The 12,922-nt window shown below is 61.8% G+C and carries 11 protein-coding genes; 8 read left to right on the top strand and 3 right to left on the bottom strand.

What is annotated here, in order from left to right; all coding sequences use genetic code 11:
- On the bottom strand, positions 1-954 hold the full coding sequence (locus GKKCFE_RS13495; RefSeq protein ID WP_445578004.1) for a diguanylate cyclase: 954 nt from the start codon (positions 952-954) through the stop codon (positions 1-3).
- Positions 955-957: 3 nt separating this feature from the next.
- Positions 958-1,917: a response regulator gene (locus GKKCFE_RS13490; RefSeq protein ID WP_445578003.1), complete on the bottom strand. Its 960-nt coding sequence runs from the start codon at positions 1,915-1,917 to the stop codon at positions 958-960.
- Positions 1,918-2,083: 166 nt separating this feature from the next.
- On the opposite strand from GKKCFE_RS13490, the gene GKKCFE_RS13485 reads away from it, so the two are divergent.
- The 4 genes from GKKCFE_RS13485 (at position 2,084) to GKKCFE_RS13470 (ending at position 5,719) form a co-directional block, all read left to right on the top strand.
- The gene (locus GKKCFE_RS13485) at positions 2,084-2,326 is read left to right on the top strand and encodes a hypothetical protein (protein ID WP_107322806.1); all 243 of its coding nucleotides are present in this window, start codon (positions 2,084-2,086) and stop codon (positions 2,324-2,326) included.
- A gap of 288 nt (positions 2,327-2,614) precedes the next feature.
- Positions 2,615-4,057 (top strand): coniferyl aldehyde dehydrogenase, encoded by a 1,443-nt coding sequence (locus tag GKKCFE_RS13480; RefSeq protein ID WP_445578002.1) that lies wholly within the window; start codon positions 2,615-2,617, stop codon positions 4,055-4,057.
- 18 nt (positions 4,058-4,075) lie between these two features.
- The gene (locus GKKCFE_RS13475; protein ID WP_445578001.1) at positions 4,076-4,981 is read left to right on the top strand and encodes an alpha/beta hydrolase; all 906 of its coding nucleotides are present in this window, start codon (positions 4,076-4,078) and stop codon (positions 4,979-4,981) included.
- 63 nt (positions 4,982-5,044) lie between these two features.
- The gene (locus GKKCFE_RS13470) at positions 5,045-5,719 is read left to right on the top strand and encodes a TetR/AcrR family transcriptional regulator (protein WP_445578000.1); all 675 of its coding nucleotides are present in this window, start codon (positions 5,045-5,047) and stop codon (positions 5,717-5,719) included.
- Between the two features lie 7 nt (positions 5,720-5,726).
- On the opposite strand, the gene GKKCFE_RS13465 is transcribed toward GKKCFE_RS13470, so the two are convergent.
- Positions 5,727-7,556, bottom strand: coding sequence for a sigma-54-dependent Fis family transcriptional regulator (locus tag GKKCFE_RS13465; RefSeq protein WP_047225625.1), 1,830 nt, complete (start codon positions 7,554-7,556; stop codon positions 5,727-5,729).
- Between the two features lie 277 nt (positions 7,557-7,833).
- On the opposite strand from GKKCFE_RS13465, the gene GKKCFE_RS13460 reads away from it, so the two are divergent.
- The 4 genes from GKKCFE_RS13460 to GKKCFE_RS13445 all read left to right on the top strand — a co-directional run bounded on the left by GKKCFE_RS13460 (position 7,834) and on the right by GKKCFE_RS13445 (position 12,888).
- The gene (locus tag GKKCFE_RS13460; RefSeq protein ID WP_445577999.1) at positions 7,834-8,601 is read left to right on the top strand and encodes a coniferyl-alcohol dehydrogenase; all 768 of its coding nucleotides are present in this window, start codon (positions 7,834-7,836) and stop codon (positions 8,599-8,601) included.
- Between the two features lie 94 nt (positions 8,602-8,695).
- Positions 8,696-10,342, top strand: a complete 1,647-nt coding sequence (locus tag GKKCFE_RS13455) for a DUF1302 domain-containing protein (RefSeq protein WP_445577998.1) — start codon at positions 8,696-8,698, stop codon at positions 10,340-10,342.
- Positions 10,343-10,360: 18 nt separating this feature from the next.
- Positions 10,361-11,722, top strand: a complete 1,362-nt coding sequence (locus tag GKKCFE_RS13450) for a DUF1329 domain-containing protein (RefSeq protein WP_445577997.1) — start codon at positions 10,361-10,363, stop codon at positions 11,720-11,722.
- Positions 11,723-11,808: 86 nt separating this feature from the next.
- Positions 11,809-12,888 carry a WD40/YVTN/BNR-like repeat-containing protein gene (locus tag GKKCFE_RS13445; RefSeq protein WP_188250771.1) on the top strand — a complete coding sequence of 360 codons (1,080 nt, stop codon included), beginning with the start codon at positions 11,809-11,811 and terminating at the stop codon, positions 12,886-12,888.
- Positions 12,889-12,922 lie beyond the last annotated feature (34 nt).

The following is a 12,922-nucleotide window of genomic DNA, read 5'->3' as shown; positions in this document are numbered from 1 at the left end:
CTACTCATGCACCGTCACCCGATTGCGCCCGGTTTTTTTGGACGTATACAACGCCTGGTCGGCCCGGGCGATCAGTTCGGCGTGGCCGGTCGAGGGCTGGCTCAGGTCTGCCACTCCAAGGCTGATGGTGAAACGGATGCTCTGGTCGTTGTACAGCACCTGCAGTTCTTCGACGGCCTTGCGCAGGCGCTCGGCGAACATCCGGGCACCGGTCTGGTCGGTGTCCGACAGCACCACGCCGAACTCCTCGCCGCCATAACGCCCGGCCACGTCGGAGTCGCGTACGTGTTCGCGCAGAAGCCTGGCGACCTGTTCGATGACCTTGTCTCCGGCCTGATGGCCATAGGTGTCGTTGACCCGTTTGAAGTGGTCGATATCGAGCATCACCAGGCTCAAGGCATTGCCATAGCGCTGATGCCGCGCATAGGCAGCTTTCAGGTTCGCCTCCCAATGACCGCGGTTGTACAGCCCGGTCAGTCGATCGGTACTGGAGAGCTGCTGCAATTGCGCATTGGCGGCCTGTAGTTGATGCCGGTTGGTGGCGACGTCGGTGACGTCATAGATCACCAGGCAGATGTGACTGATCGTGTTGTCGGGCGAGCGCAGCGGTAACAGCGTGGTGTTCTGGTACATGAACTCTTCCTGGCCGGTGATGGGCTGGTAGCTCTTGAACCGCACCAGATAGGGACGCTGCTCCCAGACAGTGAACGCTGGGGTGCCCAGGGCCGCGACGCTTTCTACCTTGCGGCTGAACCACTGGCGATCGATTTCCGGGAACAGGCTGAAAAAATGCTGGTTGTGGGCGTCCTTTGGCTGAACCCCGGAGCGGTTCTCCATGAACGTGTTCCAGACCTGCACGCGGTAGTCGCGGTCCAGTACCACCACCCCGACATCGATGCTCTGAACAATGGCCAGCAACCAGTGAAACTCGTTCAGATCAATGGAATCAGGCATGGCTCAGGTCATCAGGTAGGTGAGTTTTTGGGTCAGCCGCTCGATCGAGTCTTCCGTGAACAGTAACAATAGATCGAAACGAATATCGTGCCCTTCCAGGCTGTAGCTGATTTCCACCGCCAGGGTCTTTTTCCAGTGCTTGCGGTTGACTTGAATCAGCTCCTCGATGGCCGCGTGCTGGCCGAGAATCTGCGGATGACCCTGAGAAAACACCACGTCGATCTGTTCGGCAATGCTGCTCAGGCAAGCGCCGATCAGAACGCTGGAGAGGTCCAGCAGCATTTCCAGGTCCGAATAGTCGCTGCTTTGACGTTGCATCAGTTGCGCTATGTCGGCAATTTCCGACTCGTGAAATATCAGCAGGGCTTCGCCGGCAATACCGCTGCCAATAAAGCCCTGGCAGATGGCGGTGAGTTGTTCAGAGCTACCGGCATCGTTCAGCGCCATGTGCAGCTCACCCACCTCAAGGATGTTCACGTTCGGTACCGGTAACTGCACAAACACACCCAGCACCTTGGCGATCAGGGCGGCGGCCTGGCCGATGGCAACGTTGACCGTCTCGCGAAACGCATCGTGAAAACTGATGGCCGTGTTCGTTGCCGGACGATTTTGCGGCGGCGTCTGGCCGGGTTTCGTCAGCAGGCCCAACTGGCTGAGCGTCTGGCGCAGTTCGTTTTCGTCGAAAGGTTTTTTCAGGAATGCCAATGCGCCCAGCTCAAGCACGCGGCGAACCGCCTGCTCCTGCACGTCACCGGAGATCACGATGACTTGCGCCTTCAAGCCTTCGGTGCGCAAGGCGCTCAACACTTGGTAACCATCCATCTCCGGCATGGTCAGGTCCAGTAGCACCACCTGGCCCAGCCCCTGGCGTATGGCGTCCATAGCCTGGCGACCATTGCTGGCCTCGGTGACCGAGACCGGCCAGTCCGCCGGCAGCGCCCGTAGCACCTGCTTACGGGCCATGTTGGAGTCGTCACATACCACTAAGGGAATCACTGACACTGGGGCGCCCATTTGAATTGAACGGCAGCCGAGGCCTTCAGGCAGGCCACGCATTGCATTGAACTAAAAACTGGACCAATAAGTCAGGCTAGTCAAATGCACTTCATCCATTTCGGGAGTCTGTCCAATGCGCAACTACACGGTGAATTACCTGTTCAACGACGCGCCTCGCACTCACGCGTTCGAGCTCAAGCAGCTTCAACTGCCCGTCCATGAAGCCGCGATGCACCTGCTCCAGCTGCATTTTGGAGATGCAGAGAACGGCCTGATCATGCCCACCGCGGATGCGACGCCTGCGCAGATCCTGGAGCAGGCCGAGCGGGTAGGGCTGACGCAAATCAGGGTTGTCGATCAACACATAATTGATTAATCAAAATAATCAGTTTTTTTAGTTTTTTGCTCGTGATCCGTGTTGCACCGCCCATGAAAAACATCCGCGCCGGGGTTCCGCCTTTGGTGGTCCGAACCGGATATTATCGGTATTGCCGGCTGTTTATGGGCTCTTAGCCTCGCGTCGGGATGTTTGTAAATTAAGAAACCTAGTGGTTTCCTTTCTGTTGTTTTTTGGCATACTCACCCAGCGAGTCGACACCAGATGTCTGCTCGAAATGGTATTTAGTGCTGTCTAATAACAATATAACCAGCAGGAACCCACGCCATGCACAGTCCCGATCACCACGCTACGCCAGTCGGCGCCGAACAACTCACTGCCACGCTCGCGCGGATGAAACAGGCCCACTTGGTTGACGGACCGGCCAGCCTGGAGCTGCGCCGCGACCGCCTCGATCGGGCCATTGCGCTACTGCTGGATAATCGTGACGCCATCGTCGCGGCGGTGTCGGCGGACTTCGGCAATCGTAGCCGCGAGCAGACGCTGCTTTCCGATATTGGCGGTTCGGTGGCAAGCCTCAAGCATTGCCGTGAGCATCTGGCCGAGTGGATGCAAGCGCAATCGCATCCGTCACCCTTCCCCGGCAGCGAGGCGCGGGTCGAGTACCAGCCGTTGGGCGTGGTGGGCGTGATCAGCCCCTGGAATTTTCCCATCGTACTGGCGTTCGGGCCGCTTGCGAGTATCTTCGCCGCCGGTAACCGGGCCATGCTCAAACCCTCTGAACTGACCCCGCGAACCTCGGCATTGATGGACGAATTGATCGCCCGATATTTTGACGAGAATGAACTCACCACGGTGCTGGGCGATGCCGAAGTCGGCGCGCTGTTCAGTGCCCAGCCGTTCGATCACCTGATCTTTACCGGTGGTACGGCGGTGGCTCGGCACATCATGCGTGCAGCCTCGGACAATCTGGTGCCGGTGACCCTGGAGCTGGGGGGCAAGTCGCCCGTGCTGGTGTCCCGTAGCGCCGATCTGGCGACGGTGGTGCAGCGGGTCATGACCGTGAAGACCTTCAACGCCGGGCAAATCTGCCTGGCCCCGGACTACGTGCTGCTGCCGGAAGAATGCCTGGAAGACTTTGTCGCCGAGGCGGTGCGCTTCGTCGGTGCCATGTATCCCTCCTTGCACAGCAACCCGGACTACACCTCCATCATCAACCCACGCAATTTCGACCGCCTGCAGGGTTATCTGGCCGATGCTCGCGCCAAAGGGGCGCGGCTGATCGAGATCAACCCGGCGCAGGAAGACCTGGGCGATCGCCAGACCCGCAAGATCGCTCCGACGCTAGTGCTGGATGCCACTGAACAGATGCAGGTGCTGCGCGAGGAAATCTTCGGCCCGCTGTTGCCGATCAAGACCTATCGCGATTTCGCCACGGCGATCGACTACGTCAACGGTCAACCTCGGCCCCTTGCCGCTTATTACTTCGGCGAGGACGCCGGTGAGCGCCAGCAGGTGTTGGAGCGCACGACTTCGGGCGGTGTGGTGATCAATGATGTCATGAGTCATGTGGTGTTCGAGGCGCTGCCGTTTGGCGGGGTCGGTCACTCGGGGATGGGGGCGTATCACGGTGTCTACGGTTTCCGTACGTTCAGCCATGCCAAGGCGGTGGTGGTGCAGAGCCCGGTTGGTGAGTCCAACCTGGCAATGCGCGCGCCTTACGGCGCAATGATCCACGGTCTGCTGGATCAATTGCTGACTGCCCACTGAGTCTTCAGGAGTTTGATCATGAACGTGTTGTCGACTCTCAAGGCCAAGCTGCTGCGTGCCTTTGCCAAGCGCATGAAAGCCAAGTTCACCTATGACGCGGCGCAGTATCCGTTGCGCCTGTTCGAGGAGAAGCTCATCCCCACGGCGTGGGGCCCGGCACGGGCCTTGTTTTATTGGCCCCAGACGCCCTCCAGCGAACCTCTGCCCGTGTACCTGAACCTGCATGGCGGCGGCTTTGTGGCCGGGGTGCCGGAGCATGACGACAGCTATTGCCGGCGGTTGGCCCATAACCTGGGTTGCCTGGTGGTCAATCTGGATTATGTCCTGGCCCCCGAGTTTCCCTTTCCCGCCGGCTTGCGACAGAGCTTCGCGGTGCTTGAGTGGCTGGCCGACCAGGCCGCGACCCTGGGCATCGACCCACAACGCATCGCAGTCGGTGGGCACAGCGCCGGCGGTAACCTGGCCACCGGCGTGGCCAATCTGGCGCGGGAGCACCAACGGCTGCGGGTGGTGCATCAGGTCATCGACTATGCGGCCGTGGATTTAGCCGCGGATCCGGAACTCAAGCGCTCGACCTCTGACAAACCCTTGCTCGGCCCGGGCCTGATGCGCTTCTTCAATCGCTGTTACCTGAGCGATCCGGCGCATGCCCGCGACCCTCTGGCATCACCGTTACTGGCGACGGTCGAACAATTGCAGGGCATGCCCCCCGCGACGGTGATCACTGCCGAGTACGATATCCTGCTCGCCGAGGGGCAGGCCTACGCGCAGAAACTGCGTCAGGCCGGTGTGGCGGTGACCGAGAGAATGTTCACCGGGTGCGACCATATGTTCACTCACCTGGGACCGGATGCTTCGGCACAGCAGGCGTGGCAGCTCATCGAAGACTCCCTGCGCGAGGCGTTTTCGAGCAGGCTGCACTAAGCTGGGCACCTTTGTGAAACCACCATCAGGACACGCGCACCATGCCGTTCAACAGGACCCGTAATGTCTGAAACCGTAATGCCTGAAACCACTGCGCTGCCCACCCGGCGCGGTCGTCCGCCGGTGCGCAGCCGTCAGGAGCAGATGGCCTCGCTGTTGGATGCGGCGGCGCAGGCGCTTGGCAGCGGCAATTTTGCCAACGTCACCATGGATGCCATCGCCCGCGCCGCCGGGATCTCCAAGAAGACCCTGTACCTGTTGGTGCCGAGCAAGGAAGCGTTGCTCTCGCAACTGGTGGCCAGGGACTTGTCCACCCTTGAACTGCTGTTGGAAAGCGGTATCGACTGCGCCGAGGACCTGCTCAGCGAGTTGCGCATGTACCTGACGTTATGGGCGCGCCTGACCCTGTCGCCGTTGGCGCTGGGGCTCTACCTGTTGGCGGCCCAGGGACGCGAAACGGCGCCGGGCCTTGCCAGGATCTGGTATCAGGAAGGTGCCGCGCGCTGCCTGAGCTTGTTGCGCGGCTGGTTGGGCAAGGCCGCCGGAAAGGGATTGTTGGCACACGAAGATGTCGAGTCAGCGGTGGAGCTGATCGACTCGCTGTTGATTTCCCAGCCGCTCAAGCTGTTCACCCTGGGGGTCCAACAGGCCTGGTCCGACGAGCAGATCGAGCAGCGGGTCGAGGTGACCTTGGGCCTGTTCGGCCGCTGCTTTATCCATCGATCATCTACGCCATAAGGCGCGCCTATTCGCTGGCCGAGCGTCGCGACAGGCGATAGGACAACTGAGCACGGGTCAGACCCAGACGGCGGGCCGCTTCAGAGACATTGCCTTTCACTTCGCCCAGGCAGTGGTCAATGATGGTGTCCTCGATCTCTTGCAACGACAGCCGGCTCGGGTCCTTGCCGCCGAACAGCTCCAGACTCGCACCACTGCCGGTACTGGCTGCGGCGCTCGTTGCATGGCGGGCCGGCGGCGGGTCGTTGGGGCTCGCAGCCAGTTGGCCACGGGTGCCGATGGAGAACATGGGCTGGGCCAGGCGTTCACCGCTGGTAAACAAGTGCGCCAGGTCGATGGCGCCGCCGTCCGGGGCGCTGATCACGCCGCGCTCCACCAGGTTCTGTAGCTCGCGAATATTGCCCGGAAAGTCATAGGCCAGCAGCGTATCGGCCGTGCGCGGCGTGAAGCCGCTGATCTGCCGACCATGGCGCTGGGTGAAGCGATGCAGGAAGTGGGTCATCAGCAGCGGGATGTCTTCCTTGCGTTCGCGCAGCGGCGGCAGGTGGATCGGAAATACATTCAAGCGAAAGAACAGGTCTTCACGGAACTCGCCCCGTTGCGCGGCGGCGCGAAGGTCGACGTTGGTCGCGGCGACCACCCGTACATCGACTTTCAACGTGCGGCTGCCACCGACTCGCTCGACTTCGCCCTCCTGCAAGGCGCGCAGCAGCTTGCCCTGGGCCACCAGGCTGAGGGTGGCGATCTCGTCAAGGAACAGGGTGCCGCCATCGGCGCGCTCGAAGCGCCCGGCGCGCGATTGAGTGGCTCCGGTGTAGGCACCGCGCTCGACGCCGAACAGCTCCGACTCCATCAGGTTTTCCGGGATGGCAGCGCAGTTTATGGCGACGAAGGGTTCATCGTGGCGCGGGCTGATGCGGTGCAGCATCCGCGCAAACATTTCCTTGCCGACGCCGGACTCGCCAGTGAACAGCACCGTTGCCTGGGTCGGCGCGACCCGTCGCAACATGTGGCAGGCGGCGTTGAAGGCCGAGGAAATCCCCACCATGTCGCTGTCTTGTGCGGGAGTCGGATCAACCAGCAAGCTCGTCGGCAGGGCGCCTTTATCGCTGCGGCTATGGGCTGTCACGCTGCGCCCGCCGGTGCTGACGAAAGGTTCGGCGTTCAGGTCGGCCAGGTCCGCTTCGGCGTCGTCCCATTCCTCCGCGGGTTTTCCTATCAGCCGGCAAATGCTGGAACCGGTGGAGCGGCATTCGACCTCGCGGTAGAGAATCAGCCGGCCGACCATTGCCGAGGTGTACCCGGTGGCATAGCCGGTCTGCATCCAGCAGGCCGGTTCGGTGCCGATGCCGTATTGGGCGATGTGCTCGTCGTCCTCGCTGGAGTGATGCCAGAGGAATTCGCCGTAATAGGTGCCCAGGTTCATGTCGAATTCGAAATGCACCGGCTCGACCTTCACCGCGCCTTCGATCGCATGAATGATCGGACCGGCGGCGAACAGCGCCAGGATGTCGGCCTCGGGGAAGCGCTCCTTGATCAGGGCGGCGTCCCGGGCGCCGCAATGGTAACCGGTGCGCAACATGATGCCTCGGGCGCGGGCCAGGCCCATGCTTTCAATCAGTTCTCGGCGTAGCGCGCCGATGCCGCTGTTGTGGATCAGCAGCATGCGCGCGCCGTTCAACCAGATGCGACCGTCGCCCGGGCTGAACATCAGGCATTCCGTCAGGTCCTGCAGGGTAGGCGGCGCCCCTGGTGGCAGCTGCTCGCTGGCACCCCGCACGGGTTTGTTTGGCGTTGCGCGAGAGAGTTCGGCCAGGGAAATCAGCTTGTTCGCCATCACAAATCCTTAAACGGGATAATCATAATCCGCATAGTGCAGCATGAAATTGCTGAAATCATCACTTTTTTCACCCGCCTGAATCCCCCCTCCAGATACCTACATGCCTCTGTTTGCGCTGGATGCCGCGTGCTTGAGCGGTTGCCTTGCGATTACCCAGAGATGGCATATCGCTTGCTACAACTAGTTACCGAGATTAACTAATTCGGCAATAACAATATGGCTTGGCTGTCGCCGCCTTCGAGCAGGCAGTACAAGCAAGAATCGGGAAGCCCGTATGAAGTTGACCAACAAGAGGATAGTCGTGACCGGGGTTTCCTCGGGCATCGGCGCCGAAACCGCGAGGATCCTGCGTGCCCACGGGGCCACCGTCATCGGCATGGATCGCAATGAGCCCAACCTGAGCCTGGACGATTTCATCCAGGCTGATCTCAGCCACCCGGATGTCATCGATGCGGCCGTGCAGCAGTTGCCGCAGGCGCTCGACGGCCTGTGCAACATCGCAGGAGTCCCCGGTACCGCCGATCCGCAAGCGGTTGCCCAAGTCAATTACCTGGGGGTGCGCCATCTGTGTGGAGCCGTGCTGCCGCGCATCACTGCCGGAGGCAGCATCGTCAACGTCGCTTCGATTCTGGGCGCGCAATGGCCGCAGCGCCTGGACCTGCACAAGGCCCTGGCCGATACCCAAAGCTTTGCCCATGGCCAGGCCTGGCTAGCCGAGCATCCGGTGCCTCAGGAGAGCTGCTACCAGTATTTCAAAGAGGCCTTGATCGTCTGGAATTACCAGCAGGCCCAACCCTGGTTCCTGCAGACCTCTGTGCGCATGAACTGCGTGGCGCCGGGCCCGGTGTTCACGCCCATCCTGGGTGATTTCGTCAGCATGCTCGGTCAAGAGCGCGTCGAGGCTGACGCTCATCGTATGAAGCGCCCGGCCTACGCCGATGAAGTGGCGGCTGCCATCGCCTTTCTGTGTGCCGACGAATCGCGCTGGATCAATGGCGTCAATCTGCCGGTCGATGGCGGCCTGGCGTCCACCTACATCTGAACGAGGAGCCCTGGGCGAGTGACCACCGGCCGACTACGAGCGAACGGCCAGTTCAAAAAACATGCTTCCAACAACAAGAACAATGAGGAACACCATGCACAACTCTCGATGCTATCCAGGCTTCAAGCGTTCAGCCCTGGCACTCTCGGTCTGCCTGGCCGGCTGGGCCTCCCAGCCCCAGGCTGCGCAAATAGACTTGGGCGACAGTCAATGGCGCCTGCGCTGGGATAACACCCTCAAGTACAGCCAGGCGTGGCGTCTGCAAGGGGCCGACGACAATCTGGTCAACGCGCCGACGGCGGGGGGCCTGTACCCCTCGATCCAGAGTCAGGGCGACAAGAACTTCAGCAGCGGCCTGGTCTCCAACCGCCTGGACCTGTTCAGTGAGATGGACCTGAGCCGGGAAAACTATGGCCTGCGTCTCAGCGGCGCGGCCTGGTACGACGATATCTACAACAAGAGCACCGACAGCAGCGAGCAACGGCACTTTCTCGACGATACCCGCGAACTGCACGGGCGCGACGCCGAATTGCTCGATGCCTTCGTGTTTGTGCGGGGTGATGTCGGCGAGTCGAGCCAGGGCACCGTGCGGCTGGGCCGGCATAGCCTGATTTATGGCGAAAGCCTGTTCTACGGGGGCAACGGCATTGCCAATGCCCAGGGGCCGAGCGATATCGTCAAGCTGCTCAGCGTACCCGGCACCCAGTTCAAGGAAATCCTGCGTCCGGTCAATCAGGTGTCCGGGCAGTTGCAGATCAACCCGCAGTTGTCTGTGGGTGCCTACTATCAGTTCGAATGGGAGCGTTCCAACCTGCCGGGGGCGGGCAGCTACCTGAGTGACAACGATGGCATCGGCGAAGGTTCCGGCGACTGGACCCAGGTGTTTGGCAACACCACCGTGCATGCCTCCGATATCGAGGCCAGGAACTCCGGCCAAGGCGGCATGCAACTGCGCTACAAGCCCGAAGGCACCGAACTGGAACTGGGCTTCTACGCCGCCAAGTATCACGACAAGGCGCCGAGCGCGCTCTATGCCTATCTGGACGGTGCAGCGGCCGCGGCCACCGGGCTGCCGATCCTGGGGTCCTATCGCCAGGTATACGCCGAAGACATCAAAACCCTCGGCGCCAGCTTCTCCACCGCTTATGGCCCGTTCAATTTCGCCGGCGAAACCTCGGTGCGCTGGGACGCACCGCTGGTGAGCAACCTGCAGGTGGTGACACCTGCCATGGCGGCGGACAACAACGGCGATGCGCTCTACGCCAAGGGCAAGACCGCCCACGTCAACCTCTCGACCATCTATCTGCTGTCGCCCGGCCCGCTGTGGGATGGGGGTTCGGTGCTCGCCGAACTGGCCTGGAACCGCACCCTCAGCGTCACCGACAACCGCGCGGCATTGGACGCCAACACCACCCGGGACGCCACGGCGCTGCGCGTGCTGGCCGAACCGGCTTATTTCCAGGTGGCCGACGGTCTCGACCTGAGCGTACCGATGGGTTTTGGCGTGGTCCTCGATGGGCGCTCCTCAGCGGTCAGCAAGGCCGGGTTCGGCAATACCCACGCAGGCGACTGGAGTGTCGGCGTCAAAGCCACTTACCTGCAACGCTGGGACTTCGGCATCAACTACGTGAACTTCTTCGGCAAGAAGGAGGCGGGGCTGCGCGAGGACGGCAACTTCAGCTACGGGCAATCGCTGGCCGACCGTGACTTTGTCTCCATGTACGTGAAAACCACATTCTAATAAGAGGTTTCATTCGTTATGCACAGTAACCTTTCCTTGCGTATTTCGGCCTTGGCCATTGCCTTGCTCAGTGCCGGCCTGGTGCACGCGGCCGTTTCCCCGGAGCAGGCCGCACGCCTGAACTCGGACCTCACCCCCCTTGGCGCCGAGCGCGCCGGCAACAAAGACGGCAGCATTCCGGAATGGACAGGTGGCTACACCACAGCACCGGCCGGCTACAAGAATGGCGATAAACGCGCTGATCCGTTCGCCGCCGACAAGCCGCTGTACTCGGTCAGCGCGTCCAACATGGCGCAGTACGCCGACCAATTGGCCGAAGGCACCAAAGCCCTGTTGCAGAAGTATCCCGCTTACCGTCTGGACGTCTATCCCACCCGGCGCAGTGCCGCAGCGCCTCAGTGGGTGTATGACAACACCCTGAAAAACGCTACCCGCGCGAACCTTGAGGTGGCCACCGAAAAGGTCAGCGGCGCCTATGGCGGGATCCCATTTCCATTGCCGCAAAACGGCGCCGAGGTGCTGTGGAACTACCGCCTGTCCTGGCAGGGGGGAGACACCTTCTATTCGCCTTTTGATACCTGGCTAATGACCGCAGGCGGCAAGAAAATCCAGGCCACCCGCGCGCGTTTCTGGTACCAGCAACCCTATTACTTCAAAGACGGCAGCCTGGAAACCTTCGCGGGCAAGTTTCTGATCGGCAAACTGGCCACGGAACAACCGTCCTCCAAGGCCGGCGAGGGCCTGATGACCCACTGGGACATGGACCCCGGCAAACGTGCCGCCTGGCAGTACCTGGTCGGCCAGCGCCGGGTGCGTCGTGCGCCGAACGTTGCCTACGATACGCCGGACTTCGTCACCTCGGGCGTCGGTTTCTTCGACGAGGCCTTCATGATCTTCGGTCCGACCGACCGCCACGACCTCAAGCTGGTTGGCAAGAAAGAGTTGCTGGTGCCCTACAACAACAACCGCGCGGCAGCAGCGAGCAGCGACGAGTTGCTCAAGCCAGGCTTCCTCAACCCGGATCTGGTGCGGTGGGAGAAGCATCGGGTGTGGGTCGTGAGCGCGACACTCAAGGATGGCAAACGTCATGTGGTGCCCAAGCGCACCTATTACGTGGACGAGGACTCCTGGCAAGTGCTGCTGCTCGACGGCTATGACGCCCAAGACAAGTTGGGGCGGCATAACTATTCGCTGACGTTGCTGGCGCCTGAAATGCCCGCGCTGACCGCTCAGATGATGTGGGGCAGCTACAACCTGGAGACTGGCGCCTACTTCCTGAACTCCTCGGCCAACGACCTGGATGTGCAGTACCAGAGCTATCCGCGTCCGCCGTCCGCGTTCTTCACCCCTGACGCCATGGCCAGCGACAGTATGCGCTAAGCGATTGTGCAAGGCGCCGGAGCCCAGGCATCGGCGCGTTGTGCGATCAGCGGTTGGATAATTCTTATGCGGCGGTTGGAGCGGACATGATCGGTAATTTTTCACTCATGCGGGCGCTACCGGTGGCCTTGCTGCTGGCTGCGTTATCAGTGTCAGGCTGGGCGACGGCCAGCCCGGGCATAGCACTACTCAACCAGCCGGCCTTGCAAAGTGCCAAGGCACCCCGTGCGGTGCTGCTGGCGGTAACCCGGGCGGGCGATCGGCTGGTGGCGGTCGGCGAACGCGGCATCGTGCTGCTCTCTGATGACTCGGGCCAGAGTTGGCGCCAGGCCCGCGTGCCGGTCAGCGTCAGCCTGACGGCGGTGCAGTTCGTGGATGCCGAACGGGGCTGGGCTGTCGGTCATCTGGGCGTGATTCTTCACAGCACCGACGGTGGCGAAACCTGGGTCAAGCAACTCGATGGTGTCGCAGCGGCGCACCTGGCGCTGGTTTCGGCTCAACAAGGCAGCGACGCCAAGCGGCTCAAGGATGCCGAGTGGCTGGTCGCCGATGGCCCGGACAAGCCGTTTCTCGACCTGTATTTCAGCGACCGTCGCAACGGTTATGTGGTCGGCGCCTATGGCCTGATTCTGCGTACCGCTGACGGTGGCGACAGTTGGCAGCCGTGGATGCAGCAGGTGGATAACCCCGAGGGCCTCAACCTGTACGGCATTCGCCCGGCGGGCGGTGCGCTGTTCATCGTCGGCGAACGCGGTCTGCTGCTGCGTTCGACTGACAACGGGAGCCGCTTCGAGGCCCTCGATTCACCCTATGACGGCAGTTTTTTCGGTGTGCAGGGCAGCTCGGCCGGAGAGTTGTTGGCCTTCGGTCTGCGCGGCAATGCTTATTGGTCGGGCGACCAGGGTGTGAGTTGGCGGCGGATCGAGACGGGGCTGGAAGTGGCTTTGTCGGCTGGCACTCGCTCGCCTGATGGCGCGTTGATCCTGGCCAGCCAGGCCGGCGATCTGCTGCTCAGCCTCGATCGAGGCCGCAGCTTGCGGCACTTGAAAGGACCGACCGGCACCTCGATCGCCGGCCTGGTGGCCGCCCCGGACGGCAGCTTGATTGGTGTCGGCCTCAGTGGCGTGACCCGCCTCAAGCATGACCTTTACTCGGCGCAACGTTGAAACACTTGCCAGAGCCCTATGCGGCCGTATTCGG

Source organism: Pseudomonas sp. E141 (assembly GCF_052659885.1).
This window is presented reverse-complemented; position numbering and strand designations above follow the sequence as displayed.